General features: G+C 44.8%; 27 protein-coding genes and 3 tRNA genes. 9 read left to right on the top strand and 21 right to left on the bottom strand.

The genetic code is table 11. From position 1 onward, the window contains the following. Positions 1-8 precede the first annotated feature (8 nt). Genes V512_RS01865 through minC form a run of 20 tightly spaced genes read right to left on the bottom strand, consistent with a single transcriptional unit; the run spans position 9 to position 17,509 of the window. Positions 9-2,480, bottom strand: a complete 2,472-nt coding sequence (locus V512_RS01865) for a POTRA domain-containing protein (RefSeq protein ID WP_099828769.1) — start codon at positions 2,478-2,480, stop codon at positions 9-11. Further along, entirely contained in the window at positions 2,470-3,033 is a 564-nt protein-coding gene (locus tag V512_RS01860) for an ATP-binding protein (protein WP_099828768.1), read from the bottom strand. The genes V512_RS01865 and V512_RS01860 overlap by 11 nt, the downstream gene beginning before the upstream one ends. Then, entirely contained in the window at positions 3,024-3,743 is a 720-nt protein-coding gene (locus tag V512_RS01855) for a PHP domain-containing protein (RefSeq protein ID WP_099828767.1), read from the bottom strand. Before V512_RS01855 ends, V512_RS01860 begins: the two co-directional genes overlap by 10 nt. Positions 3,744-3,749: 6 nt before the next feature. After that, positions 3,750-4,085: an iron-sulfur binding hydrogenase gene (locus tag V512_RS01850; RefSeq protein WP_099828766.1), complete on the bottom strand. Its 336-nt coding sequence runs from the start codon at positions 4,083-4,085 to the stop codon at positions 3,750-3,752. Position 4,086: 1 nt separating this feature from the next. Next, a complete protein-coding gene (locus V512_RS01845) occupies positions 4,087-5,046 on the bottom strand; it encodes a CBS domain-containing protein (protein WP_099828765.1) in 960 nt (319 codons plus the stop codon). After that, a complete protein-coding gene (locus V512_RS01840; RefSeq protein WP_099828764.1) occupies positions 5,039-5,401 on the bottom strand; it encodes a hypothetical protein in 363 nt (120 codons plus the stop codon). Before V512_RS01840 ends, V512_RS01845 begins: the two co-directional genes overlap by 8 nt. Further along, positions 5,398-6,090 carry an FAD-dependent thymidylate synthase gene (gene thyX / locus V512_RS01835; RefSeq protein WP_099828763.1) on the bottom strand — a complete coding sequence of 231 codons (693 nt, stop codon included), beginning with the start codon at positions 6,088-6,090 and terminating at the stop codon, positions 5,398-5,400. The genes V512_RS01840 and thyX overlap by 4 nt, the downstream gene beginning before the upstream one ends. Then, complete coding sequence (locus V512_RS01830; RefSeq protein WP_243392213.1) at positions 6,080-7,252, bottom strand: tetratricopeptide repeat protein; 1,173 nt, start codon at positions 7,250-7,252, stop codon at positions 6,080-6,082. Before V512_RS01830 ends, thyX begins: the two co-directional genes overlap by 11 nt. After that, positions 7,249-8,040 (bottom strand): type I phosphomannose isomerase catalytic subunit, encoded by a 792-nt coding sequence (locus tag V512_RS01825; RefSeq protein ID WP_099828762.1) that lies wholly within the window; start codon positions 8,038-8,040, stop codon positions 7,249-7,251. The genes V512_RS01830 and V512_RS01825 overlap by 4 nt, the downstream gene beginning before the upstream one ends. Further along, positions 8,037-9,335, bottom strand: coding sequence for a methylenetetrahydrofolate--tRNA-(uracil(54)-C(5))-methyltransferase (FADH(2)-oxidizing) TrmFO (gene trmFO / locus V512_RS01820; protein WP_099828761.1), 1,299 nt, complete (start codon positions 9,333-9,335; stop codon positions 8,037-8,039). Before trmFO ends, V512_RS01825 begins: the two co-directional genes overlap by 4 nt. Then, positions 9,332-10,225: a DNA glycosylase gene (locus V512_RS01815; RefSeq protein ID WP_099828760.1), complete on the bottom strand. Its 894-nt coding sequence runs from the start codon at positions 10,223-10,225 to the stop codon at positions 9,332-9,334. Before V512_RS01815 ends, trmFO begins: the two co-directional genes overlap by 4 nt. Next, positions 10,222-10,527: a hypothetical protein gene (locus tag V512_RS01810; RefSeq protein ID WP_099828759.1), complete on the bottom strand. Its 306-nt coding sequence runs from the start codon at positions 10,525-10,527 to the stop codon at positions 10,222-10,224. The genes V512_RS01815 and V512_RS01810 overlap by 4 nt, the downstream gene beginning before the upstream one ends. Continuing rightward, complete coding sequence (locus V512_RS01805; protein ID WP_099828758.1) at positions 10,527-11,306, bottom strand: epoxyqueuosine reductase QueH; 780 nt, start codon at positions 11,304-11,306, stop codon at positions 10,527-10,529. Before V512_RS01805 ends, V512_RS01810 begins: the two co-directional genes overlap by 1 nt. After that, entirely contained in the window at positions 11,303-12,079 is a 777-nt protein-coding gene (locus V512_RS01800) for a ComEA family DNA-binding protein (protein ID WP_099828757.1), read from the bottom strand. The genes V512_RS01805 and V512_RS01800 overlap by 4 nt, the downstream gene beginning before the upstream one ends. Then, a complete protein-coding gene (locus V512_RS01795; protein ID WP_099828756.1) occupies positions 12,076-12,816 on the bottom strand; it encodes an SPOR domain-containing protein in 741 nt (246 codons plus the stop codon). Before V512_RS01795 ends, V512_RS01800 begins: the two co-directional genes overlap by 4 nt. After that, the gene (locus V512_RS01790; RefSeq protein WP_099828755.1) at positions 12,813-13,802 is read right to left on the bottom strand and encodes a 3-dehydroquinate synthase; all 990 of its coding nucleotides are present in this window, start codon (positions 13,800-13,802) and stop codon (positions 12,813-12,815) included. Before V512_RS01790 ends, V512_RS01795 begins: the two co-directional genes overlap by 4 nt. Beyond that, the gene (locus V512_RS01785) at positions 13,799-14,809 is read right to left on the bottom strand and encodes a M20/M25/M40 family metallo-hydrolase (protein ID WP_099828754.1); all 1,011 of its coding nucleotides are present in this window, start codon (positions 14,807-14,809) and stop codon (positions 13,799-13,801) included. Before V512_RS01785 ends, V512_RS01790 begins: the two co-directional genes overlap by 4 nt. Then, positions 14,806-15,846, bottom strand: coding sequence for a M42 family peptidase (locus tag V512_RS01780; protein WP_099828753.1), 1,041 nt, complete (start codon positions 15,844-15,846; stop codon positions 14,806-14,808). Before V512_RS01780 ends, V512_RS01785 begins: the two co-directional genes overlap by 4 nt. Next, positions 15,843-16,856, bottom strand: a complete 1,014-nt coding sequence (locus tag V512_RS01775) for a M20/M25/M40 family metallo-hydrolase (RefSeq protein WP_099828752.1) — start codon at positions 16,854-16,856, stop codon at positions 15,843-15,845. The genes V512_RS01780 and V512_RS01775 overlap by 4 nt, the downstream gene beginning before the upstream one ends. Next, complete coding sequence (gene minC / locus V512_RS01770) at positions 16,853-17,509, bottom strand: septum site-determining protein MinC (protein WP_099828751.1); 657 nt, start codon at positions 17,507-17,509, stop codon at positions 16,853-16,855. The genes V512_RS01775 and minC overlap by 4 nt, the downstream gene beginning before the upstream one ends. 149 nt (positions 17,510-17,658) lie before the next feature. Between minC and V512_RS01765 the strand changes: the two genes are divergently transcribed. The 9 genes from V512_RS01765 to V512_RS01725 all read left to right on the top strand — a co-directional run bounded on the left by V512_RS01765 (position 17,659) and on the right by V512_RS01725 (position 23,957). Next, positions 17,659-17,734, top strand: a tRNA-Glu gene (locus V512_RS01765). A 5-nt stretch (positions 17,735-17,739) separates the two neighbouring features. After that, positions 17,740-17,814 (top strand) — tRNA-Val (locus V512_RS01760). 7 nt (positions 17,815-17,821) lie between these two features. Further along, positions 17,822-17,897, top strand: a tRNA-Phe gene (locus V512_RS01755). Positions 17,898-18,006: 109 nt separating this feature from the next. Beyond that, entirely contained in the window at positions 18,007-18,516 is a 510-nt protein-coding gene (locus V512_RS01750; RefSeq protein WP_243392212.1) for a transcription repressor NadR, read from the top strand. Between the two features lie 12 nt (positions 18,517-18,528). Further along, positions 18,529-19,806, top strand: coding sequence for an MFS transporter (locus V512_RS01745; RefSeq protein WP_099828749.1), 1,278 nt, complete (start codon positions 18,529-18,531; stop codon positions 19,804-19,806). Between the two features lie 380 nt (positions 19,807-20,186). Then, entirely contained in the window at positions 20,187-20,402 is a 216-nt protein-coding gene (locus V512_RS14875) for a DUF2089 family protein (RefSeq protein ID WP_243392211.1), read from the top strand. Positions 20,403-20,710: 308 nt separating this feature from the next. Further along, positions 20,711-21,628, top strand: coding sequence for an alpha/beta hydrolase (locus V512_RS01735; RefSeq protein WP_099828748.1), 918 nt, complete (start codon positions 20,711-20,713; stop codon positions 21,626-21,628). Positions 21,629-21,642: 14 nt separating this feature from the next. Continuing rightward, complete coding sequence (locus tag V512_RS01730) at positions 21,643-22,614, top strand: DUF523 and DUF1722 domain-containing protein (RefSeq protein ID WP_258001746.1); 972 nt, start codon at positions 21,643-21,645, stop codon at positions 22,612-22,614. Beyond that, the gene (locus V512_RS01725) at positions 22,611-23,957 is read left to right on the top strand and encodes a deoxyribodipyrimidine photo-lyase (protein WP_099828746.1); all 1,347 of its coding nucleotides are present in this window, start codon (positions 22,611-22,613) and stop codon (positions 23,955-23,957) included. Before V512_RS01730 ends, V512_RS01725 begins: the two co-directional genes overlap by 4 nt. Here the strand turns inward: V512_RS01725 and V512_RS01720 are convergent. Further along, entirely contained in the window at positions 23,932-24,750 is an 819-nt protein-coding gene (locus V512_RS01720) for a protease complex subunit PrcB family protein (protein WP_099828745.1), read from the bottom strand. The genes V512_RS01725 and V512_RS01720 overlap by 26 nt on opposite strands. Between the last annotated feature and the right edge of the window lie 646 nt (positions 24,751-25,396).

The raw sequence follows: 25,396 nt of genomic DNA, 5'->3' as shown, positions 1-25,396 counted from the left end.
TTATCTTCTTAGAATGCAGGCCCAAAACCAAAGAAGGGAGTTCCATAATACGGCTTGCCATACATGGAATTCTGTTCAGCAAGGCTCGTGTTGTATCCGTAACCAAGACGAACCAACCCAATCATTGGAATTGATATATCTATGCAAAGACCAAAATCAGCAAGAAAGTTTCCTCCGATTATGTCCCCGCCCGAACTGTTCCGATAGAAAAGCAAGTCACCGAACCCAACTATGTCAACAGGTATTGACGATGTTTCCGGTGTCAACGGATATCTCAGCTGGGCAGAACCGACAGTTACACCGTAGGAATTCTGACCGATACTCTGAGAACCCCTTACCCTAATGAGAGAGTCCGGGCTAAACAGATAGTTTCTGAAGACACCGTTAGAAGAGAGCGGGAAAAGCTGCTGCGTTCTTATCCTGAAGCCAAGAACTGGATCTCCTATTGACATGAAATTCTTGTACTCTGCATATCCCGAAAGGAACAGTTTGTCGTCCTTCCCAAGGATACCTCTAGCAGTGAGGCCGGCAAGATACTCACTTCCCATTGTCGGCCTTAGGATGTCATCTCGGGTAGAGAGCTGATAACTTATCCCAGTAAACAGCCCGTCAAAGCTTTCGGAGACGCTCCCAGTATCGTCGCCAGTCGCAGGCTTAGTCTCTGTAGAAACCTTGCTCTCTGACATAATATACTCATACCCCGCAGTAAACCCAATTTTTTGTCCGGGTGACAGCTTGTAACTTGGAGTAAATGAGAGCATGAACTCTGTATCCTGAGAAGCTTTGGTTACTATGGTATCGGTGGAATCGATTGTTGTCGTAAATCCAGTAAATTTCAGTCTGAAGGCCGTGTCCAAATCAAGCCTGGAACCACCGATCTTGGGAATCGAATAGCCTATAGTGGCATCAAAGGCCGGTCTTCTCGTTGTTGTTTCCGTGGCTCCTTCAGTCAAAACAACTTCTTTGTTGTTGGGCATTGGAAGGGTAACACTGAGCGTAGTTGAGATATTCTGACCATAACCCCACACATTGAGCAGTCCCAGATCAAGATAAAGATTCAGACCATTCTGCCATCCTCCGCCGCCACCAATCCTGTTGTTTTTATCGGTTTCCGTAAGCGTGATCTTCACATCCAATGCATCGCTACCTACAGGAACAGGAGCAATATCCACTTTCGAGAAGTAACCTGTGTTGTTTAAGAAGGCATATGTGTTTCTAAGCTCATCCAAGGACAAAACCTTACCCTTCTCAATGACGATTTTGTCATTGATGAGATAATCCTGAGTCTTCTTTGGACCATCAAATTCAACTGTTACGTCTCTCACTAAGGGCTCAGTTATCTTCAGACTGAAGAAGCCGATTTTTTCATCAATTACCGGCTCAATTCTCATAAAGGGATAACCCCTATCGGTATATAAGTCTTGAACTGCCTGAATTGCCTTTGCCGCAATCTCATTGTCAACCTTCTGACCTTCAGCAAGACCGGTCTGTCTAAGGATTTCTCCTTTCTGCAAGTTAACGTTCCCCTCAATAAAGACACTTCTTAATTCGAATCCCGATTTTACATACTCTATCGGCGTGAAAGTGATACTCATTGATAATGCGCTGCTTTCCCTAACTTCATCGGGAAGCGTCACCTGTCTCACGCTTTTCAGGGCGTTATTCAGTGTCACGATCATCGCCTGATAAGTTCTGTCATCGAATCCCCACTGTCCGTTTGAATTAGCATAATAAGTGGAGTAAATCGTCTGAACGACTCTGTTAATGTCTTCGACTCTTGGAACATACTTTTTCTTAGAATTGACCCATCTAATCAGGATCGAAGTATCGTAATACTTTTTCAAATAATCTATCTCCAATCTACTAAGGAGATAGGATTTAGCTTCATCCGATATTGGAGCATCGATCGAAAGCTCCCACAGGAAAGAGATTTTAACTGTAAAAGTGACCTTCACCTTATCAGTAACATTGCCTGAAAAAACGTCGGCTCTGTCTTTATCGGTCTCCCACTCTACCCGTACAAACGGTTCTATATAACCGCTTTCAGCCAGTTTGCTCTCTATTGCTTCTAGGGTTAAGGGAATATCATACATCAACCTTGAAGGATTCATAGGTTTGCCACTCTTGATAACTGAAGCAGCTTCGAGTAGAGATGTTTCAACGATTTTCGGACCGTCGAAAACAACTGAAACCTCTACAACAGGGTACTCTTTGACCTGAACTGTCAGAAGTCTGGATGCTTCATCAAAGCTGTGATACACATCGGAAAAGTAACCACTGTTCTTCACTCTCTCTATCGCCTCTTCTAGTTCAGAACCGCTTATTTCCTTTCCACGCTGAATGTTCAGAATCTCTAGAACTTCGTTGTCTGAGATCACTCTGTTGTCAAGAACAGCGATCCTTGACGGAACGATGCTTGCCAAACCAAACCCACATAGCAAAAGCAGACTAAGAATAATCGATAATCTTCTAATGGACATCCGATAAACCTCCCAGTGAAATTTCTGCCTCCTGAAGAATTTCAAGAATCATCTTCATTTTGACTGGAAAAACGAAACAGTCGTTCCCCAGAACTTCTCTGAATTGAGCCGAGGAGAAAGAATAACCATCTTCATCTAGAACTCTCTCTATTGTCCAGTCTACATTGTCTTTCATAGTAATCACAGCAAATAGAGTCGATGGGACATCACCTACAGGCTGACAGTCGACACTTGAAAGAATGAACAGTGCGCTAACCTCTGTACCAATCCCAGGCTCTGAACGAATTTCGAAGTTGCCTCCCGTAGATTCAGCTGCAAACTTCAGCATCGGCAAGCCTAATCCGAAATTGACTTTCTTTTTCTTTTCCGTATAGAAAGGATCCATGACTGCTTCCAAAGATTGAGCATTAATGCCCTTACCCCAGTCCACAACCGAGAAAAAGAGAGTCTCTTCCTTCCTTTCTTCGATCGTTAACTTCGCTGTTTTTGTTCCAGAATCTACTGAGTTCTGAGCAATATCCAGTATGTGGTCGCAGATTGTTCTCAGTCCCATATTATACTCAACGCCCTTCCTGAGGAAAAAATCGCAGTTTTGAACTCCTCGAAGCTTCTTGTGCTGGCCGAAATTGCCACTGTGGGCTTGATCAGGTCTAAACTATGTGCATCACTTGAATGTATAATGTTTTTCGTCTGCAGCCCCCGCTTCAGAGTCCTTTCAAAAGAAATCTCCATGGGCACTTCTATACATTCTTCTGGTACAAGTCCGAGCTGCACAATGAGACCCATTTTCCTATCAATATGAGCCATTACCGAAATCCCACCATTCTCTTCTACAGTCTTAAGAGTCTCAGAAATGCTCAGAGAAGCTGGCTGTCCAAGCCAGATTTCCTCCATACCTACAAAAGAATCATTCTCATCCACCAACAACTGATAACCAGATATCTCAGGGTCTATCGTAACTATCGGAAGCTTCTCTCTCTTAAGAAATGCAGAATACCCTTCTGCTGACGAAACATCTGGAAAATACGCTAATACGTGAACATCCTCAAGTGTGTGTACTTCTATGCCGGGGATCACGGAAACCCCCACTTCTTGAAGAACACTGCTGAAAACTCTAACGTTACCCGCACTGTTATGATCCGTAATAGCAATCCAATCGATCCCTCTTGATACACATACTTTTGCAATCTCGCCTGGCGTCATTGTAATTTCGGCACATGGAGAGAGACAGCTATGAATGTGAAAGTCGCAAAGAAACTGCAAAACACTTCAGCCCTTGAAACCACTCTTTATTAGCCTGTAAACAAGATCGAAGGTAGTTTCTTCGCTTTCCATAAGGACGATTCCCGTTTCCTCGGCCTTTCTAATAGTCGCGTCGTCGAAGTGAAGACCATTACACAACACAATTGCTTTGACCCCTACAATAGTGGCAACTGCCAGAATATTCATATGAGACTGAACAGTCAACCAGATAGAATTCGATGGGGCATTTCCCATTACGTCGCTAAGCAAGTCTCCAATGTAAGCATCCGATATGTCAGCCTCGAGAGGTAAGTCTGTGACTACTTTTGTCCCACATTTGTCAACCAGTTCGCTCAATCTCATGTCATTTCCTCCCATTTCGATAGAAGTGCATTTCAACCACAACCCCTTTTCCCGTCTCAGATACTACAACCATTTTGTCTGAGTACCTTCTCATGTTCGGAAGGCCCATCCCCGCTCCAAAACCCAGCTCGCGAATGTGATCAGACGCCGTGGAGAATCCTTCCTTGATTGCCTGCTCCACGTTTTCAATACCTCTTCCATAGTCTTCAACTCTCACTCTTACCAGGGCCTCATCGTACCAGGCGAAGATATAACCTTCGCTACCGCTATGAATTACGACGTTCACTTCAGCTTCATAACAGGCGATTGATACTCTCCGTATCAGATTGTCGTCATCTGTAAGCGTCTTCAGATAGCTCTTCAGTTTCGCAGATCCAACTCCGGCCATGTCAATTTCCGAATAATCAATATGGAATACGAAGTCAGCACTCTTTTTCTCAACGGCATCTCCCGAAATAAGAGACTTATCAAACCAGTCAACACTTCTCTCCAGAACTTCCCTTCGTCGGGTATCGTGAACGTAGATTAGCCTGAATTTATCAAGAATGGCTCCGATAATATCCTTCTTTGTAATTATTCCGATGAGCTTCCCTTCGGAATCAACAACTGGGAATCTCCCGTATCTGTATCTGTTGAACTTCTCAATCAGTGCCTCAAGATTCATCTCTGGAGAGAGTGTAACTAAATCCCTTGTCATATGCTTTTCAATCGAATCAGTTATGTAGTTGCCCTCCAGAGCAACAATAATGTCCTCTATACTCACTATGCCTTCCAGCTGGTTATCGGCATCGGTAATGGGAACTCCTGATATCTTGCAGATCCTCATCAGTTCTTTCGCCTGCCACATCGTTCTATCTTTGGTTAGCGTGATAACGCTCTTCAACATTATGTCTTTTGCCGTTATATCTACAAATAACCCTCTTAACTTTTCAAGGAGGTCGTCAACACTTCGTTCAGTCAAAGTTCTTCCCTTCTTCTAGTGAATCTCCAAGACCCTCTCTATAAAGAATTCCGCAAGTCCTGTACATCGACATTCTTGCGTGAATCAAAGGCATCTCAAGTTCTTGAGCCAGATGAATCGTGGTCTCAGGAACATTTCTTTTCCTTATTATCAACACTGCAGCGGCTCCAACCACTGAGGCAGTTCTAACACATTGAGGAGAATTCAGGCCTGTTACCAGAATCATTCCAGGTCCTCCAAAAGCAAGCACATCACTCATCAGATCTGCAGCTCCTACCGACTCTATTTCAGGATCTTCAGTTACATTATTCAGTATCTCGCAATCAAGTAACCGGATGATATTGGCAAGTCTCATCCCCTAACCTCCTTATTCAGAAGATCACCTGTATAGTTGTACCTGATGAAAGCATCATATACTACCGGACATTTAGCTTCGAAAATCTCTGCGATTGCACTAGCATACAGTTGGATTTCTGGCTGAGCATGAGAATCTGCTCTCTGATTTAGGAAATTCATAATCGACCTTCCATTGATAGTCCAGTACGCCTCTGTGTACATAGATGTGGGCAGTACAATTCTCGCCATCTCTTTCGCAACGCCCATTTCTATGAGTCTACTATAAGCGACAAAAGCGTTCTTATAGGCTTCTTCGATTATTGCAATCGCCTTTTGAGTGATTGCCTTATCTGCACATTCCACTGAACCCTGTTTGTTTTCGCCGTCTGGAGTCCTTATGGAATCTGGCAGATACCACTCATCAGAGAACTCAGTATATCTTCCGCTTCGCTCATTTATTGACGCTATTCTGTGTCTCACGAGCTGTCTCATAACGAAAATCGGTAGCTTCAAGTGGAACTTGAACACTATGTGTTCAAAAGGGGAGTGGTGACCATGCTCCATCAAATAACGAATTAGGCGATCATCTCTATCTTTGCTAGTTAAGCCCTTACCATAACTTACCCTAGCTGCCTGAACCGCTGAGTAGTCATCTCCCATTCGGTCTACAAGCTCGACGAACCCTTTGTCAAGAACATCAATTCTCATCATTTCCTCCGTCTTCTTTCATCGCCTTTCTCTCTTGTGAACTCTTTCTCTTTCTACTAAAGTATTCTAACAGAAAGAGCCCCAGGACTACTACGGCAGTAAGCGGGACTACTGTAACAAGCGCCAGTTCAAAGATTACTCTTCGCCTTAACTCCTTCAGTGCAGAACTTACTGCATAATCATAATCTTCGAATCCACTCAGCTGAAGATAGAACCTAGCTAAATCATAGTAGTCTCGATCTTTCGTCTCATAATAGGCCATTCCAAGATTCCTAATAGCCCTTGAGTTGTTCGGCCAAAAACGTACTGCCTCCTGATAGCGCTCAATTGCTTCTTCAAAGTCACCATCTTCAAGGTAGATGTCTCCAATTACCATCGAAGCATTAGACGCAAATCTGGGAGGAATCTGATTCAGATCGAGGGAGTCTAAGATCTCCCAAGCTTGAGGTACTTCACCAAGTTGCAGATAGGACATCGCCACATAATAGCTGGAAAGTGGATCCTCTGTTTCCAGCCTCGAAAAGTCCTCTATAACCACCTCTGTAAGCCCTGAGACAAATTCACTTTCGATAAGATCGTCTCCGAGCAGTCCCTGAAGGTTTTCAGAGAATACCGTTTCTCGGATTTCCATTAACCTTTCAATATCCATTGAGCCGATGCTGGAATACAACTCCAGCAAAGCTTTGTATGGGAAATACTGCCCGGGTCGAGCGTCAATCAACTCATTTGCCGTCTCCTCGATCTGCTTTGCCGATCTCGGATCTCTTGTATCAACCCAATCATAGAAGAAGGCTCTCAGAGATACCGCCTTCAAGAGATGGTCCTCGCTTTCAGACGAATAGAGCATATTCAACGCAGAGACAGTTGAAACAGCGACTAACTGGTAGACCACCTCGATGGCTTCCTGAAGGTACGGAGGAAGTACCTCTCCTTGAAGCTCTGAGTAAAGATTACTAAACCAAACCTTGTAGTTTGGTTGGATAGTCTCTCTGTACTTCAGACCCACGGCTAACGTAAGATAAGCCTTCGTTTCCAAATCTCTGCTGTCAAGTGATTGAATATCCATAAGGTAGTTCTTCGAAAGAAGCAAATCCGTTTTGTCAACAGAAAAGGCAAGAGCTGAAACGGTCAATATAAAGGCAAGAACCAAAATGTGCTTCACAAGTCCTCACTCCAAAATGGTCCCAAAGTGATAGCAAGAAATGGCATTTGGGATTCAACATTATCATTGATAACCACATATAGATTAGGTCTTTCCTCAATTGTGACACATATTCCAGTACCGGAGAATGTTACTGTCTTCTCTATCGAAAAGTATTTCCACTGAAAACTCTTCATGTTCTTACAGTATTCTGGATTAACAGACGGCTTAATTACTTTGATTGCCTTGTCAAGATGAAGATCCCGACCCCTGTTCCAGTCGAAGAGCCTGTACGTTGTGTCACTGTTCTGCTGAATCTCGATCAGCTTAGAACTCGGCCCTATTGCGTGTACGACACCTGCAGGCAAAGCCAGAAGATCTCCCTTATTAAGACTGATGTGATTCAGGTCTTTCTCTCTGATGTCGATTGTCTCGGTTTTTTTCTTTAACCCTGCAAGCACCTGACCATTTGTTAAGAAATACCAGCATTCGCTCTTACCCCATGGTTCTCCTTCAATGCGACGGGCAAATTCATCATCAGGATGAACCTGGACTGAAAGCCATTCCTTTGCCGAGATATATTTAACCATCAAAGGAAGCCTAGGCAAAGCTCGTCCGCAAAGCTCTTCAGTAACATCTTCAGGATTCAGTCTTGAAGAGCTTGACTCAAGACTAGTCTTCATATTAGCTGTATCTGACAGAAGCCAAACTTCTCCTATCGGTTCTTCAGAATCTACTCCGTAGATGGTGTTCAAATCACTATCACCCCACGGTCTACTCGAAAAGACGGGTTTGCTTCTGTATATCACTTTCTCACCTCTTTCAGGAAATGCTCCATCTGCTCTTGCGCTCTTAATACCTTTCTTCTATTCTTCTCTCTCTTATCTCTCATCCTTATCTCCGGTAGAAGACCAAAATTCGCATAGACTGGCCTTAAGGGACTCCTGCCAGATACTGTTACATGGTTGACCAGCCCTCCAAGCATTGTCTCCTTCGGAGGAATTAACGTTCTGCGACCGTCAACAAATCGATTGACATTGATTGCCACAAGCCTTCCGGAGACTATTGCCTCCACGTATCCTTCAAGACCGCAAATCTGTCCTGCAAAGAACAGCCCTTGGTAATCTTTGGACTGAAGATCGGGATTCAGAAGCTTGGGTGAATCGAGGAAGGTGTTCCTGTGCATTACTCCATATCTGGCAATGTCGGCGTTCCTTAGAGCTGGGATAAGTCCTAGGATTCTCTTCTGCTCGCTCCATTTCAGCCTCGTTTGAAACCCAACAAGACTTAACAGTGAACCTGAGAGATTTTCCTTTCTAAGCTGAACAACCGCAAAAGGTTCTTCTCCCGTTGCAGGATCGGTCAGTCCCACCGGCTTCATTGGACCAAATCTCAGAGCTTCTTTTCCGCTTCGCGCTATCTCTTCAACAGGCTGGCAGCGTTCGAAGAGAAATCGATCCGAGAAGTTTTCGATCTCCAAAACTTCTGCCGATACAATCTCCTTCCAGAAAACTTCGTACTCCTCAGTCGTAAGAGGGCAGTTCACGTAGTCTCCGGTGTCGGAATATCTGTCAGCAACAAAGGCTCTCTCGAAGTTTACCGAATCCGAAGCGACTATTGGAGCTACAGCATCAAAGAAAAAGAGTGCGTTGCCGAACAGTTCACCTAGATAATTCTCAAGGCATTCAGAAGTTAGTGGGCCGGTACACACTATATTGACTGACCCGGAGATGTCTAGCTGGCACACCTCTTCTCTCCGAACACTGATAAGTGGGTGGTTCTCTATCCTCCTAGTGATCTCTCTTGCAAAGGTCTCTCTGTTTACTGCCAAAGCCTTTCCCGCAGGTACTCTATGACGGTGGGCGGCTTCCAGAAGTCGGGAGCCAATTAGCAGACCCTCTTCCTTCAACAGGCCCGATGCATTGTCCAGTGACTTAGATTTCAAAGAGTTGCTGCATACTAGTTCCGCAAAGTCTTCCGTTTGATGAACATCGGTTTTCCTGGCAGGTCTCATCTCGAAAATCATTACCTCTTTTCCGAAATCCGCGAGGCTCAAAGCAACTTCAGAACCGGCCAGTCCTCCACCGATAACATTTATCCTCATTTCTTCTCTCTTCCTAGTTTGTGAGTTCTATAGTACCTGAATAGTGCTTCTTGATAGTACCCTCCATAAGGAAAGAAGGAATCCATTCCAAACTGCATTACCTTTTTTGTTGAACCGTCCAGCGCGAACAGATCTTTCATCACTCTGCTCACCCAGATATCTACCGGGAAGGCGCTCAGCTTACCGTAGGCAAAGAGCATTACACAGCTACCTACCTTGTAACCAATGCCGTCATGCTTCATCAATTCTTCGAGCAAGTCTTCAGCAGCCAGTGAAGAAAGCCGTGAGAAATACCCTTCTGTCTCTATGTCTGAAAAGAGTTTCATAAGCCACGGAACCCTGAAACCGATTTTGAGCTCGGTCAGAGCTTCTGCTGAGATTCCCTTGGCCTGCTCCAATGAAGGAAACGTGTAGTAACTCTCCTGACATAGATCGATCCTGTTTTCGGGAAAGAGTTCCGATAGTTTGTCGCTCATCCATCGAATCATAGGAATGCTGTTTCTAGTTGAGAGAATATACTCCACAACCATCTCAAAAGGATCTTGCCTTAGTATTCTCAGTCCTTCGGCTTCCTTGAGAGCCTTTTCAGACACTATTCTAACCCTTTGATCAAAACACTTCAGTCTTTCCAGAATTATAGAGTGAATCTCCTCCAGATTATCCCCAAGTCCAAGGTAGTTCCCAATTTCCTCATAGATATCTTTTCCGAGCAAAGATTTGGAGGAAGATCTGACGATAATTCCATCTGAGTCCTCTTTCAGGAAGAGAACTGTATCTCGAACAACTCCCTTCCACCAGTCTCCTTCTTTTCGCCATCGAAAAGTCTGACCACAGTCAAGTGTCGAATCAAGATCAATTAGACCCGCAGGTTTCAAAGTGAATTCAATCACAGGTTCGCCTCATGGGACTCGATAACCGTTTTCAAAAGCCTATATGCGTTGTCTTCAAGGAACTCACCGAGCACTATGAGATAAGAACTCTTTCTAATTCCATCAAGATATAGAGCGGTAATCTGCGTCCCATTCACAACCGTTGAGCTTCTCGAACCCGTAGCTTTTGAAAGCGCGATTATGAGCTGAGGGATATCAAATTCCAACTCCCCATCATAAGGAATCCCTTTTTCGTCGACCAGGCGAAAGACCATTCCACACTCTTCCCCCAGTGATCTGATTCTTTTTGCCAGAGTATCCATTACTTCTTCTCCCTGATTATCCGGCAGTTGTAACTCCCGGTTTTCAACCATCTTTTGCCTTGTAGTGAAACATCTTCGACATCATCAAGAAGTGCACAAGGCTTAATGAGAGTTATCAGCTCTTTCAACACGGAGACCTCTTCAACGGGGATGCTGCTTCGAGAAATTACGGCACCTCTGAATCTCCAGAGATCGGCGAAGCATGAAAAGTCTCTCTCTAGCGCCTCTTTATCTCTCCTTTTCTTGATCTCTCTGGTCTGGACAATTTCCTTGAGACTAGATTTGCAGCCACAGTAATTCTGGACATAGACATTACCCAAAAACTGATTTAGCTTTCCCCTTTCTAGTCTTAGGTTTTCCGAAATGAACTCCAAATCAAACGATTCCGAAACTTTCTGCCCAATCTGACAGATCAGATAAATTGGCTTCTGGGGGCTTGCAAGAAGCGTGGTACTGAAGCTCTTGGCACCTAAGGATTTTGCAGCTTCCGCTGCCTTTCTCAACCTTAATTCTATACATTTCGTACATCTCATGCCCCCTTCCGGCTCATCTTCAAAGGAATCATGAATAGCAGAGAAGTCCTCGGGGCTGTAGTCTGGTTCAGGACACTCAACTCCCATTTCTTGACAGACTCTTCGGAAAGCATGATATCTTTTGAAGAACTCTTCTTCAGGATAGATATTCGGATTATAGAAAAGCAGCATTGAATGCTTCAGTTCCTCTCTCTTCAAAACAGAACTAACTAGATCCGGTGCGCAGCAAACATGAAGCAGATTCAAAACTCAACCAGCTCCTTCAAACTGGCAATGGTCTTATCACCAATTCCACTTACCTTAGCCAGATCATCGCACGAACGAAATGGACCGAAATGAGCACGCGTGTCAACTATTCTCTGAGCAAGCACGGGCCCGATGCCTGGAAGCTTACAGAGGTCTTCCACATCTGCGTTATTAACATTCACCTTTCTCGAACCGGATTGTTCTTCAGCCCCGATAAGAGGAATAATGGCAGCAAGTATCTCAGGAAGTATGGAAGGTCCGATTCCAGGTACATTGAGAAGGTCTTCCTCAGTTATTATGGGTCCCTTGAGTTCCCTGTATTCGATTATAGCAGCTGCCTTAGCTTCACCGATTCCTGGAATTTTCTGAAGAGACTGAGAGGAAGCCGTGTTTATGTCGATTAAAACCACTCCTTCTGCGTTGGAATACAGCTGACCGGAAACGGTCACCATTTCTCTCAAGTTACTCAGGGTCTTTTCACCAATTCCCCTGACAAGAAGAAGATCGTCAATGGAAAAAAACGGACCGGACGTAGCTCTGTAATCGACTATTGCTCGGGCCTTGGCAGGGCCTATCCCCGGCAACAGCTCCAGCTCCTTCTCCGAGCAAGAGTTCAAATCAATAGGGAAGCTAACCGACTTCGGTTTATCAGAGTTTTCACCGATGGCCGTTGAGTTGCTACCGCTATACCCTGAGAGGGCCACAAACCCCATGAGCACTAGTATCACAATTGATCCGATTATCTGTAACTCCTTGACCGAAATCTTCCTCATCTCAACTGCCTCGGAAACCTGTCAGTGATATTCCAGCCCGTTATCCTCTGGAGTGCCTGAACGTCGACTGATGAAGAGTACTCTCTGGCCGCTGCCGCATCAGGGAAAATCCCTAAAACAGCTGCATAGAATGTTCTCCCGTCCGCGGTTATTGACTTATACACAAAGGCAGGGTAACCTGCACTCCTCAGATCCATTACTTGTGGTGCTATCCCATCTGAGACTGTGTGCGATACGAGTTGAATTCCATAAGCCGTCTTTGAGTCATAAAGTCCGTCAAGTGGGTTCTTCCCCAGAAACATCACGCCAAAACTATCCCCCACCCTGGTGATAAAGTACTTCCCGAGACCTTTCTCCACGCACAACTTGAATGCTGTATCTTCTTCCACAACAACATAACCAAACTCGGAACCTTCTGCAAGAAAGTCGAAGGAGTTCAGTATTAGCCGCCTATAGTCGAATACCTCAAGAAAGAAGTTCTGAGTTTCTGGAATCGATATTGTCTCTCTGACAACCTGTGTTCCTGTGGGAAATTGTACGGGATTGTCCGGCTGTTCAGGCTGATCGATCCCCTGAGAAAGCACAGAACTTCTGATTTCCTCAATTATGAGTTCCGACTTTCTGTTTTCCTCCCGGAGAAAAATAGCATATCCTCCAAGCGTCATGACAACTGCCGACAATGCAAGAACGATAACGATAAGAGTCTTCAGAACATAATCATGCGATACTTCGCTCATACAAAATTCTCCAATCCCCTCCAGGTCTTTTCCCTGACAAATCTCTCAAATATAGAACACCCCACGAAGTAAGTCTTGTCGAGATTTCCGTCAGGAGTACTGATTCTTACACCACCTTTCTGTTCGACCAAGTCAACCAAGGACGACATATCAATTCTGGAAGACCATCTACTGTCCCACAGCAATTTCACCACTCTAAAAAAGTCTTCTGTCACACTACTATCCCCTGTACCAAATTTCTCGGCCAGACGTAATTCCATCATGGCTCCAAATAGAAGTGAAGAATCATATCCAGCCTTAAGCCTAGAAGCAGTTTCAATAAGCCTTCCAATTTCCGTGCCTACAACGAATCTGCCAGTTTCAATTCCCTTAAGATAAGCTTTCACTGACGAGAAAACAATATCTTCCCATTGCTCAGCAGAGATATCTTTACCAGAGACCACAACGTTAAAAAGATACTTGAAAAGCCTATTATCAAACGAAAGGGCAACCAGCAAAGGAAAGATCAGAACACTCTTGGACGAGCAAGCATACTCTCTGTAACTGACCTCAAAATCAATGAAGACTTTGTCCGGGAGACAGTTGAAAGAGAGAAGGTCCTTCACAAACTCGAAATTCACCCTGAATCCTTTCAGCGCAGGCATCACCTGACTAACTGTCGTCGTAGGAAAGAGGAAGAGCTTCTCAATATCGGTATGACCTGATGACGCATAACCTACCAGATCGATGAGAGAACCTCCTCCAACGGCTGTTATTGCGTTTCTTCTCGATGCCCTTATAGCCTGATATATTTCGAACACTCTGTCAACTGACTTCACATGTTCTCCACCGGGCATCAAGTATTCGTCTTCCAGTCTTTCGCCAAAAACCTTTCTAAAACCAGAGTCTACTATTTTCAGGGACTCTGGAAGTCTTCCAGCAAAAGCCTTCCCAAAAATCAACTGACACCTTTCAGCTGATTCACTGGTAAATGTGATTCTTCTCATTCCACTCCTTCTTCAGCAAGTGCCTTTAACAGACGAACCGCATTAAGAACATCATCATAATCAACCATCTCGTGAGGCGAGTGCACGTATCTGCAAGGAACCGAGACCGTTCCTGAGGCTATTCCTCTTCCGGTCGTCTGGTAACCTCTAGCGTCAGTGCCTCCAAAAATCAAGACCTCATACTGAGTGGGAATCTCCTTTTTCTCAGCAATCTCCTTCAATCTAGATACTACTCTCGAAGAGCTTATGCTTCCGCGATCCTTTATCTTTATCGTAGGTCCTTCTCCAAGTTTGAATCCCATTCTCTTCAAAGATTTCGGGGTGTCGGGTCCTGTGGTAACATCTACTGCAACAGCCATATCTGGCATAATATCAAATGCAGCGACACTTGCACCCACTAGTCCAACTTCTTCCTGAACGGCGAAGACAAAGTAAACATCGTCTTTGGGATCCTTTAGCTCTTTCAAGACCTGTATCATAATTGCACAGGCGATCCTGTCGTCCATAGATTTCGAGATGAGTCTCTTTCCAAGATCGATGAACTCTGAATCATATGTTCCAAAAGTCCCGATCGGTGCCTTCCTCTCTGCATCACTCTTATCTATTGCTCCGATGTCAACGAAAATGTGGTCGAAATCAAGATTCTTGATGCTCTCCCCGAGCTCTTTGATCGTCTCACCTTCTAGGTCAACGACACCTGATGCTCCTGTCTCAAAAATCAATCTCGAACCCAAAAGCATATATGGAGACAGCGCACCTATCGAATCAATCCTGAGAAAACCATTTGAGTCGATATGTGTGACCACGACACCGATTTCGTCCATGTGACCGTCAAATAACAGCTTCTTGCCACTCTTTCCTTTCTTCAGAGCAACAAGATTGCCTAACGGATCTATCTTCATGCTATCAACGTATGGTTTGATCTCTTCGGCGATCGCTTCCCTTATAGCATCCTCCCTACCACTGGGAGAACTAATCGTAACCAGTTTCTCAATCAGCTTTTTCATCTAGACAGCACCTTCCCTTCCTTAACTAGTAAACTGGCGAGTTTTACCACTCCGAGAAAATCATTGACGTTTATTACAGAAGTTGGAGAATGTATGTATCTCGAAGGAGTCGAGATAACACCTGACGGTATACCCGAAATTACTCTTGCAAGCCTAGCTGCATCAGTACCCCCAGCTATCCTGCTCTTGTACTGGAATTCTATTGAGTTTTTCTTAGCAGTATCCACGATTGTGTCGAGTATCCTCTTATCTAGCACCAATCCACTGTGGGCAAATGTTAAGACGGGGCCTCTTCCAAGACTTGTGGCCCACCTGTAATCAGGAAGCTCCGGGTTGTCTCCAGCCGTAGTGTTCTCGAACACAAGAGCTGCGTCCGGCTTTATCTGTTTCGCCGCGACCCCGCTTCCCCTCAGACCAACCTCTTCTTGGACCACCCAGGCGAAATAGACATCAAAATCCAGACGGTACCCTTCAAGGCTCTCAAGAATCCTTATTAATACTTCGCACCCCGTCCTGTCGTCAAATGATTTCGCAATCGCATAGTCGCCAATCTCTTCGTACTGAGTATCGAAGAATACTGGGTCTCCAATGCGATGGTTCTTCTGAGCCTCTTCCTTCTTTGAATAACCCAAATAGATTCTCAGTTTGCCCATGCTTGGTGTTTTAAGCAAAGCGGTTGGATCCTGAGTGTGTATGGCTTCAAACCCTATCACCCCAGGAACAAAATCCTTTCCCACCAAAACCTTTTTACCCATCAATACTCTTGGATCGACTCCTCCTACACTGGTGAAAGAGAGTGTGCCGTCTTCATTGATCTTCTTCACCATAAGACCAACCTCATCGGTATGAGCAAGAAGCATAAGCTTCTTAGAACTCTTCCCCGTCCCTTTTTTCTCCGCAATTAGGTTTCCAACTGTATCGGTCCAGATCGAATCGACTCTTGGCTCGACAATGCTCCTGATGAAGGAAGAGACTTTTTCCTCAAAACCTGATATTCCCGGGAGTTCACAAAGGTCTTTCAGGCGTTCTAGCTTCATTGCTCCTCAGCCCCCTTCAGTGATATGAAAAATCCTGCAAGTAATCTGGCCGTTCCTGCAACATCACTAACTTGAACTACTTCGACTGGAGTGTGCATGAACATTTCAGGGAGAGAAAGCAGAAGCGTTGGAACTCCGGTGCCGGCTATTTGGACATTGTCTGCATCAGTTCCCGTTCTACCTGAGGTGAAGTCATATTGAACTTTGATTTCATTGTCTTTCGCATGTTTATCGAGTAACTCAAAGTACTTCTTGTGGATATTCGGGCCTCCAACAGTTAAGGCCGGACCCTTTCCAAGTTCGACATCGTTCTCTTTGTCATGGTGAGTAACATCCATGGCAACACCAAGATCGATTTCCAAAGCTTCAGCGGCGCCCTTTGCTCCTATTGCCCCGACTTCTTCTCTTGTTGTGAACACGAAATAGACGGTAGGAGTTGTACTGTATTTCGAGAGCTCTCTTGCAGTCTCTATGCTTATCGCTGCACACGCTCTGTCGTCAAGAGCTTTCCCAGCAACCTTGCCGTTCATCTCAAACGCTAAAATGTCTACTACTGCAAGATCGCCAACACCTATCTTCTCATAATCCGGATTAATCGAAGCATCAATGAAGAGCTCATCGAAAGAAGGGACTTCTCCTCTTGTCTCCCTTTTCTGAAGGTGGGGAGCCAACATTCCAATTACTCCTGATCTTTCCTTTCCATCTCTGCTCCTGATCTTAACCTTCTGAGAAATCAATACCTTAGGATCGACGCCTCCTAGCTCTTCAAACCTTGCAAACCCTCTTTCATCGACTCTCGAAATCACAAGCGATACCTCGTCAACATGAGTGAATACGCCTATTCTCTTCCCACTTCCTTTCTTAACTGCAATCAGATTTCCAATTTCGTCTGTATAGGTCTCATCCACAAACGGACCTATCGCTTCCCTAATTACCGAATGGACCTCATCTTCGTATCCCACAGGTCCAAAGGCATTGGAGAGATTAATCAATAACCTGGCTAAACTCAATTCGCCTCCCCCTTTACTTCAAACTTAACATTGTCCGCCTCTTCAACTACTATCCTGCCCGTCCTTACGTGTGCCACGGCAGGCTTATCAAAACGATCGTATTCCTGAGTTATGAAATTCCCAATCTGGATCAGTGAAGGCTGCAAATCGATCGCTGCGATTATCCCGATTTCACCCTGAGAGTAACCGGCTCTAACAACCCCTCTTGCACTTCCAAATATTACAACACTACCACCGGCGATTACCTCTGCACCGGGATGAACATTGCCAACCACCACAACATCATAATTGTGAACAACTATCTGTCCTGATCTGAGATTACGCCTAATGATCTGAGCTCCTCGGACTTCAGTAATCTTCTCTCTAACAAGATCATACTTCTGACCGACTTTCACATCCTTCTGCTCCATACTACCCACGAGTATGTCCTTAACGTGGACACCAAGATCACTCAACAGCGAGACGATCTTAACGATGTCATCCGGTTTGCTTGTATCTTGAGTAAGCATGAGCGAGATCTCATCTCCTTCACGAAAGAAATCCTTCGCGTCAGCAAACTTCTTCATGATGTCTTGCCTCAATTCATCGACGGTTCTGTAAGAGTCAATGAGAAGAATCAGCCCTTTTTTTGTCATTCTGAAGTCAATCGGCATCACGATCACCCCTTTCTTCAAGATTCTATCATGAAAAAACCCTACCCTAGGCGGATTATGAACCCAAAGTAGTCGGCGAAAGCCACGAAAGAAAAGCATCGACCTCTTGACCGGGGACGGTTTATAGTGTAATATAAATTCGTGCTTCGGCCCTCATCGTCTAGTGGCCTAGGACACTGGCCTTTCACGCCGGCGACCGGGGTTCAAATCCCCGTGAGGGCGCCAGAGGTGGAAGCGTAGCTCAGAGGAAGAGCGTCTGCCTTACAAGCAGAAGGTCACAGGTTCGATCCCTGTCGCTTCCACCAGATTGATGGCGAGGTAGCTCAGCAGGTAGAGCAGCGGACTGAAAATCCGTGTGTCGACGGTTCGATTCCGTCCCTTGCCACCAGAGTTTTCCGTGGATTCTTAATTCACGATATGTCCTTCCGGGCATATTTTTTTAGACTGAATTACTGTAAAGTAGCTGCTATAATTAGCTTTATGCTGGGGGTGAGGTGGTGGAGAGATCTTCGCGACACAAACACATCTTAGAGACTCTTGAAGCTTCTACCGTTCCGGTAAAGGGACAGACTCTGGCAGCTGAAACAGGCGTTAGTAGACAGATGATCGTAAAGGATGTTGACGAGCTAAGGGAAAGAGGCTATAGAATCGTCTCTACTCCGAGAGGATATGTTCTTGACGGAAGAAAGAGTTTAAGAATGGTTGTCTCCGTAAAACACGAGGAAAAGGATATCTACGAGGAACTTTCAGCAATAATAAGAGCTGGAGGACGCGTAATTGATGTCAGCGTGATTCACGCAGTCTATGGTGAACTCAAAGGTCAGCTTAATCTATCAAGCATAGATCATCTAAACAGGTTCGTATCTGCTTTGAAAGCATCAGATGCACTTCCTCTTCTTAGTCTTTCAAAAGACGGAGTTCACCTTCACACTATTGAGGCGGACTCTGAAGAGGTACTGGGGAGTATCAGAAACATGCTGGAGGAGAGGGGCTTTTTTGCCAAGTAGAGGGGTAAGCGAATGAACATAGACGAAGTCATTCAGAAATATATCACTTCCGGTAGAAGAAGACGAATGCTTCTCTTGACATCAATGGAATGGATGCTTGTGGCCGGAGGGGTGATGATTACCTCCCTGACTCTTCCTTCTATTGTTGACGATCTCGCTGGAACTGTTGGAAGCCAGAACATGATGGCGAGTTCCGTATTTGCAGGTATGCTTCTTGGAGCCCTATTCTCCGGTGCAATTTCTGATAGATTCGGAAGAAAGTGGACTAATCTTGTTCTTTTGTTGATCGCCGGATTTTCAACAGGACTCACCGGCGCTTCTAACTCAATGAGAGTGTTCTCCCTGGGAAGATTTATCTCAGGATTTGGTTATGGCGGATTGTTGCCTGTTGTAAACGCCTACCTTACCGAATTCTCGTCCATCAGAATCAGGGGCCTTTATCTTGCTCTCCTGGAATCTAGCTGGGCAATTGGAAGTATCTTGATAGGTGGATTCACAATGTTAACGCTGGAATCCCTTGGATGGCAGTGGTCATACTATTTGCTTGCCTTCTTCAGTATTCCCCTTATATTCGTATCCTTTCTTCTTCCTGAGAGTCCAAAATATGAATTCATGAAGAAGGGAAAATCAGCTCTGGAAAAGATTCTTTCGACGAGTATAGATGAAGAAGTTGAGATGCACCAACGCCAAAAGCAGCCTATTCTGGGGCTTTTTAGAAACGGTCTTGCGAGAAGAACAATCATGATATGGATAAGCTGGTTCTCGGTTAGCTTTGTGTACTACGGAATCTATACTTGGGCTCCAAAGATTTTCATGTCGAAAGGGCTCACCCCAGTTTCATCTCTCTGGTACACCTTTTTCATGCTTATCATGCAACTTCCAGGATATCTTGCCGCAGCGCTTCTTATAGAGAGGTTCGGTAGAAGGCCATCTCTCACATTCTTTTTTGCGGGAATGGCAGTATCGTCTATTGTGATGGCTTTTGTAAGCAGCTCTTCGCTTCTTCTTTTCGCCAGCGTTCTGATTTCTCTATTCGTTCTTGGAGCTTGGGGCATGGTATACGCTTATACCCCTGAATTATATCCAACCGAGATGCGTGGCCTTGGAAACGGTACTTCAGGAGCTATGGCAAGGTCAGCAGGAATTATCGCGCCCTATTTCACCAGCACTTTAATGGGAGCCACCGGTAGCGTATTTGTTGTAATGATTTTTATGGCCGCTCTCAGTACATTTGCAGCTATAGTTGTCTTCAGAATGGGTGTAGAAACAAGACAGGTGATAATTGAATAGTTTGAATCTCCGCATTCATTTACATCAAGGATTGTCTTGCAGAAGCGTGTCTCCGTTGCAGAAAACACCTAAAGTTTTCTTTCCAGGTGAATTTCAGGAATTGTTTCAATATTGGTCATTTCTCTGTCATGCGCACACTCCATCAAATCGAATCGCTGGGATATATCTAGAATTCAGAAGAAATAAGATTTTGCTTATGCAATATTTACACTTATTAGTTATTGTCATATAGTTATCAATTATTAGATAATATTATTGAACTTTATTGAATTGATGACTCTCCAAAGATTGACTTCTTCCCGGGTTTACCGATATTTTCTCTTGCAGTACGCTTATTGCCGATCGGATGGAGGGCTCTGGATGAAGAAGCGGCTTGCTAAGTGTCCCAGCTGCGGCGGATATCTACAATTACCGAGTATACCTTTAAGAACTGCGAGATTAAGATTATCGGGACCTTTGTGCAAGACGAGCTGCTTTACCTGCCCGAAGAACTCCTTGACTTCCTGAAAGTGTTCATTAAGAATAGAGGAAATCTCTCTGAACTCCAGAAGGAGCTAAGTATTTCCTATCCCACTGCAAGAAGCAAACTGGAGTAACTGGTACAAGTCTCGGATATGAGCTTGCAAATCGCCAAATTCAGGAAGCTTCGAAGATCATCAGGAAATTGGAAGAAGGAAATCTCAGTGCCAAGGAAGGTGTAGAGCTTCTAGGCAAGAAGAAGAAAAGGCAACAGCTTCTCTTAATCGTTCTCGAATGGTGGCTTCTTCCAAAAGAAAGAAGCACTGCTCTTCAAAAAGAAGAATTGCTTTCCTAGATACTCGGTATTCGTAACCATCCAACGATCTGCAAAGAAAAAATGGTATATTATTGTTGCTTGAATACTTCCCGTGAAGGGGTGTATCTAATGAAATTGATTAAAGCGCTCTTTTTGATTCTGCTAATAGGTGCTGCTCTCCTCGTTATCAACAGTATCTTCAGCGTTACCATGGCCAGGATTTATTTCGGTAGAATAGAGAGAGACGGAAGGTATTTGAAGGTAGAACAAGAGGAGGTCTTCTTCAAGGTTATTGGAGACGGCGACCCAGTTCTAATGATACATGGTTTTGCTGGATCACATTTTGATTTTCTAGAGCTTGCTAAACTGCTTTCATCGAATAGAAGAGTCTACTTGTTGGACTTGCCCGGTTTTGGGCTGTCCACTGCCTCTAACAAAGGTGACTATTCAAGAAAGGGTTATGCTGAGCTTGTGGTTGATTTAATGAGCCTATTGAACATTGAGAAAGCTGATTTGATTGGCCATTCATTTGGAGGAGAGGTCTCTTTGAACATCGCCTACTATTTTCCCGAAAGGGTCAACCGCCTTGTTCTCATTGACTCTTCCATTCACGGGGATAGAGATATTCTCCCCGGTTTCTTTGCGCGAAGCAAGATAATGACGCGGATCGCTATGAGGTTCTATTTCCAAACTTTTCCGGTTCAAAGATTGCTTTATACTAAAGGATTGGGAGACAAATCCTTATTCAGTTCTGAAACTTTCGGCAGATATTTCTCGCTCGTGGACCATATGTCCTCTTCTTTCATTTATGAATTCATAAACAGTGATGACACAGCTTCTATATCGGATAAACTTGGCGAAATCGAATGCAGCACGCTGATCCTTTGGGGAGAAAAAGATATTATTCTCCCAGTTGCGGAGCATGGAGAGCCGCTGGCTAGAAAGATTCCCAATAGCATTCTGAAAGTAGTAGAGGGAAGCGGACACGCTCCATTTCTTGAATCACCTGATAGGATAGCAAAAGAAATCATCGGTTTTCTGGAATGAACGAGGAGGGCGATGTGTTGAGGCTAACCAAACCGGAAGTAGTCGTGAGCAGGTGCCTGGGCTTCGAAAGTTGCAGATACAACGCTCAGATGATCCCGAACAAATTCGTGGAGAAGCTGAAGAAGTTCGTCAATTACAGGACCGTATGTCCGGAATACGACATCGGGCTCGGAGTTCCTAGGCCGCCCATTCGCATGGTTTTCAGATCTAATGAAACAAGACTAGTGCAACCCTTAACGGGAGTTGACGTTACTGAACGCCTCTTGGAGTTTACGGAGAGTTTTTTTGCTGGACTGGAAAGGGTAGATGGCTTCATTCTCAAGTCGGCCTCACCTACGTGTGGCATAAAGGATGTTAAGGTCTATCCAGGAGAAGGAAAAGTCGCCTCATCAGGAAGGGATTCTGGTTTTTTTGGAGGCGCTGTACTAGAAAGATACTGTGGGCTTCCTATAGAAGACGAGGGAAGACTTTCTAATTTCACTATAAGAGAGCATTTCTTAACTATTCTATTCACCGTCACGCGCTTCAGAGACCTCTCCATAAATCTCACCAGAAAAGGTCTGGTTGATTTTCAGTCGGATAACAAGCTGCTCTTCATGTCCTACAACCAGAACGAAATGAGAATAATGGGAAGAATAATCGGAAAGATGGATTCAAGAGGTATTGAAGAAGTATACAGCGATTATTCATCCCACTTCTACAAGATGATGTCCACCCCCCCAAAACATACTTCACACATAAACGTCTTGATGCATGGGCTTGGTTACTTCTCTAAATACATCTCTTCTTCTGAGAAGAGGTTTTTTCTAGAGACGCTTGAAAGATATCGAGACGGAAAAATCCCGCTAAGTGTTCCTCTCTACATATTGCGTTCTTACATTGTTGCATTTGACAGTGAGTATCTTGCTCGTCAAACATTTTTCCAACCCTACCCTGCTGAATTGATTGAGATAACGGACTCCGGGAAGGGAAGGTCCGGAAAATGAAGAGTGATAGGATTCATAACCTGAGTAAGAGACGAGATATGAAAGGTAGATTCATTATGTACTGGATGCAGGCCTCTCAAAGAACCGAAGAAAACCCCGCACTCGAGATCGCAAAGCAAGAAGCCAAGAGAAATAGCCTTCCTCTTATAGTCCTTTTCGTCTTCAACACCGATTACCCCTCTGCAAATCTCAGGAACTTTTCCTTTATGATTGACGGGCTCAAGGCTGTTAAATCAAAGCTCAAAGAAATGGGTATCAGATTCACTGTTCTAGAGGGTAATCCAACAGAAATCGTCCCCCGGGCCTCAAGGAACTGTGCTTTGATCGTCACAGACGTTGGATACCTCAGGCATCAGATCGCATGGAGAAGGGAAATTGCGAAAGCATCCTCGTGCCCGGTAATCGCGGTCGAAGCCAACGTAGTTGTTCCTGTCAAAGCAGCCAGTAATAAGGAGGAATACAGCGCAGCTACGTTTAGGCCAAGAGTGTTGAGTCGCCTTCAAGATTTCATAACTGACTTCGAATCCGTCGTGTTCGAACCCGGAGACCCTGTAACCGATTTTGAGACCACATTTGATCTCGACAATCCGGACCTTTCAAATATCGACGACACGGCATCCATGGTCAGCAACTTTCCTGGCGGACAGGAAGAAGCAAATAGACAACTTGAGATATTTCTAGAAACCAAAATAGATAGGTTCGAGAAAGAGAGAAATGACCCCAATTGTGACTGTCTATCAGAGATGAGTCCATTTCTTCACTTCGGACAAATCTCCCCTTGTCTGATCGCCAGGAGGGTTATGGAGTCTGGTTCATCGGGAATAGAAGCTTATCTTGAAGAGCTTATTGTTAGAAGAGAACTGAGCATGAATTTCGTGTTCTATAACTCCAGGTACGATTCCTTCGAAGCACTCCCCCCGTGGGCTCAGAAGACGCTCAATGAACATAGAAGCGATAGGCGGGAATACGTATACTCACTTTCTGAACTGGAAGGCGGGATGACTCACGATCCTTACTGGAACGCAGCACAGAGAGAAATGGTCGTGAAGGGCAAAATGCACGGTTATATGCGTATGTATTGGGGAAAGAAGATCCTCGAATGGAGTCCAGATCCTGAAACTGCAATCAGCTCGGCGATCTATCTTAACGACAAATACGAACTAGACGGTAGAGATCCGAATGGTTATAGCGGCATTCTCTGGTGCTTCGGAAAACACGACAGAGCTTGGGCGGAGCGTTCAGTATTCGGAAAAGTCAGATATATGAACTCAAACGGCCTAAAAAGGAAGTTTGATGCCGATGCCTATGTGCAAAAGATCAGTTCTTTGACGAGTAAAGAGTGAAACACGAGCTGTATTCATAGATATCAATCACCTCGCCATCCTTGAGCACTTCCATTCGAACTGAGACATCGTAATTGCCAGAATGAAGCCCCAGAATTCTTATCGCTTTATGAGGGTAAGTGAAGGCCTGTGTAACGAAATCTCCGCTTCCCGGAGTCTGCAGTTTTGCAGCTACTTCAATGGTTCTATCTTTGTGGAGATAAACGCCGTCTATCACGATGCTGTAGCCGCCCGTAGGCCTTTCTCCCCCCTTGACTAACAATACCGGTTCTTCAAGGATTGCAGAGACCTGAGTAAAAAGACCTTCATTAACCTCCCCCAGAAGAATGCTCACATCGCTATCCCACTCAACTTCAACCGAGACGTCCTCAAACCCAAGTTCTATAGCATCATCCCCCCTATTTTTATCATAATCAACTTCGAGTCCCATTACCACGAGTGTATAACCTCTTTGAAACGTGAGAATGAAGGGATTCATTGTGTAGTATATACCCTCTCTCATCAATGAGATCTTTTTTTCATAACTCTCCCCATTTCCTCTAAGTTGAATGAATACTTCTCGCTCCGAATTCTGGCTTCCTGGATCGAACAACCAGCCGGACAAGACAATTGCGACTTCTCCTGAATAGCTTTTCGAGAGAACTGTGAAGTTCACATTGCTTGTTCTACTTCCTACACTCTCCGTAAGAACAAACGGCTCAAGTTCTGCAAGCTCAACATAGCCAACGTTAAAAGCAAATAGATAGGATAGAAGATTGAAAACTACAATTAAAACCCAGAATGTCTTCTTCATTTAGTCACCTCCTTGGTAATAAGACCACATAAACCGACCGTTTGTTTGTACGAACAAATCGGTGAGTAGCCCAGGGCGATTTCACCCCCAACCATCCGGGGACGTAAGGCTGGCTTCGCCAGGAGGGAGAACCTTTCTAGGGGCAGGACGTTAGGTTGCATGAACTAACTCAATTGGTCATCCTGACGTGCTCTTGGTCAGGGATGAGGCGGATCAGAGGTAAGAGGAATGAGGCTAGAGGTAAGAAGATCAAGATCTCTTCGCTCTTCCGACCTCTTGCCTCTGACCTCAGGCTCTTCCCAAGCCCAAGGACGGGTCCATGATTTGGGACGAAGGACTAAGGACGACTCTTCACAGAGTTCAGCGGGTTTTTGTTCTTAAGCTTACAGCGGATCTTCGTCCAGTGTACAAAGGAGATTTCATACGACCTCATCTTGTCTGTTTGCTCCTTCCTTGTCTCTGTTCACAGTTCCTCCCTTTCGGTTGTCTGCACAGAGTTGGTTGACTAACCTACAAAACTGGATAACACGTCCCTTCGCTCCACTCCCATTACAGGAGCTTCATCACTACTACGGACTGTTCCGCCCCTGAATCTGGCATCGGTACTTTCACCCTCGTGGGTCTTCCACTTGCGCCTTTTCCCTTA

Origin of the sequence: Mesotoga sp. Brook.08.105.5.1 (assembly GCF_002752635.1) — a bacterium.
In the GTDB taxonomy this organism is placed as follows: domain Bacteria; phylum Thermotogota; class Thermotogae; order Petrotogales; family Kosmotogaceae; genus Mesotoga.
Note: the sequence above shows the minus strand (reverse complement) of the source record. Positions and strands in the feature narration are given on the sequence as shown.

Coding starts and splice junctions, on each gene's coding strand:
- minC (WP_099828751.1), bottom strand. CDS start 17,509: ATGCCGATTGACTTCAGAATGACAAAAAAAGGGCTGATTCTTCTCATT.
- V512_RS01810 (WP_099828759.1), bottom strand. CDS start 10,527: ATGGATACTCTGGCAAAAAGAATCAGATCACTGGGGGAAGAGTGTGGA.
- V512_RS01840 (WP_099828764.1), bottom strand. CDS start 5,401: ATGAGACTTGCCAATATCATCCGGTTACTTGATTGCGAGATACTGAAT.
- trmFO (WP_099828761.1), bottom strand. CDS start 9,335: ATGAGGATAAATGTTATCGGTGGAGGACTGGCCGGTTCTGAAGTTGCT.
- V512_RS01725 (WP_099828746.1), top strand. CDS start 22,611: ATGAAGAGTGATAGGATTCATAACCTGAGTAAGAGACGAGATATGAAA.
- V512_RS01735 (WP_099828748.1), top strand. CDS start 20,711: ATGAAATTGATTAAAGCGCTCTTTTTGATTCTGCTAATAGGTGCTGCT.
- V512_RS01850 (WP_099828766.1), bottom strand. CDS start 4,085: ATGAGATTGAGCGAACTGGTTGACAAATGTGGGACAAAAGTAGTCACA.
- V512_RS01720 (WP_099828745.1), bottom strand. CDS start 24,750: ATGAAGAAGACATTCTGGGTTTTAATTGTAGTTTTCAATCTTCTATCC.
- V512_RS01795 (WP_099828756.1), bottom strand. CDS start 12,816: ATGAGCGAAGTATCGCATGATTATGTTCTGAAGACTCTTATCGTTATC.
- V512_RS01790 (WP_099828755.1), bottom strand. CDS start 13,802: ATGAGAAGAATCACATTTACCAGTGAATCAGCTGAAAGGTGTCAGTTG.
- V512_RS01780 (WP_099828753.1), bottom strand. CDS start 15,846: ATGAAGCTAGAACGCCTGAAAGACCTTTGTGAACTCCCGGGAATATCA.
- V512_RS01865 (WP_099828769.1), bottom strand. CDS start 2,480: ATGTCCATTAGAAGATTATCGATTATTCTTAGTCTGCTTTTGCTATGT.
- V512_RS01785 (WP_099828754.1), bottom strand. CDS start 14,809: ATGAAAAAGCTGATTGAGAAACTGGTTACGATTAGTTCTCCCAGTGGT.
- V512_RS01800 (WP_099828757.1), bottom strand. CDS start 12,079: ATGAGGAAGATTTCGGTCAAGGAGTTACAGATAATCGGATCAATTGTG.
- thyX (WP_099828763.1), bottom strand. CDS start 6,090: ATGAGAATTGATGTTCTTGACAAAGGGTTCGTCGAGCTTGTAGACCGA.
- V512_RS01860 (WP_099828768.1), bottom strand. CDS start 3,033: ATGGGACTGAGAACAATCTGCGACCACATACTGGATATTGCTCAGAAC.
- V512_RS01745 (WP_099828749.1), top strand. CDS start 18,529: ATGAACATAGACGAAGTCATTCAGAAATATATCACTTCCGGTAGAAGA.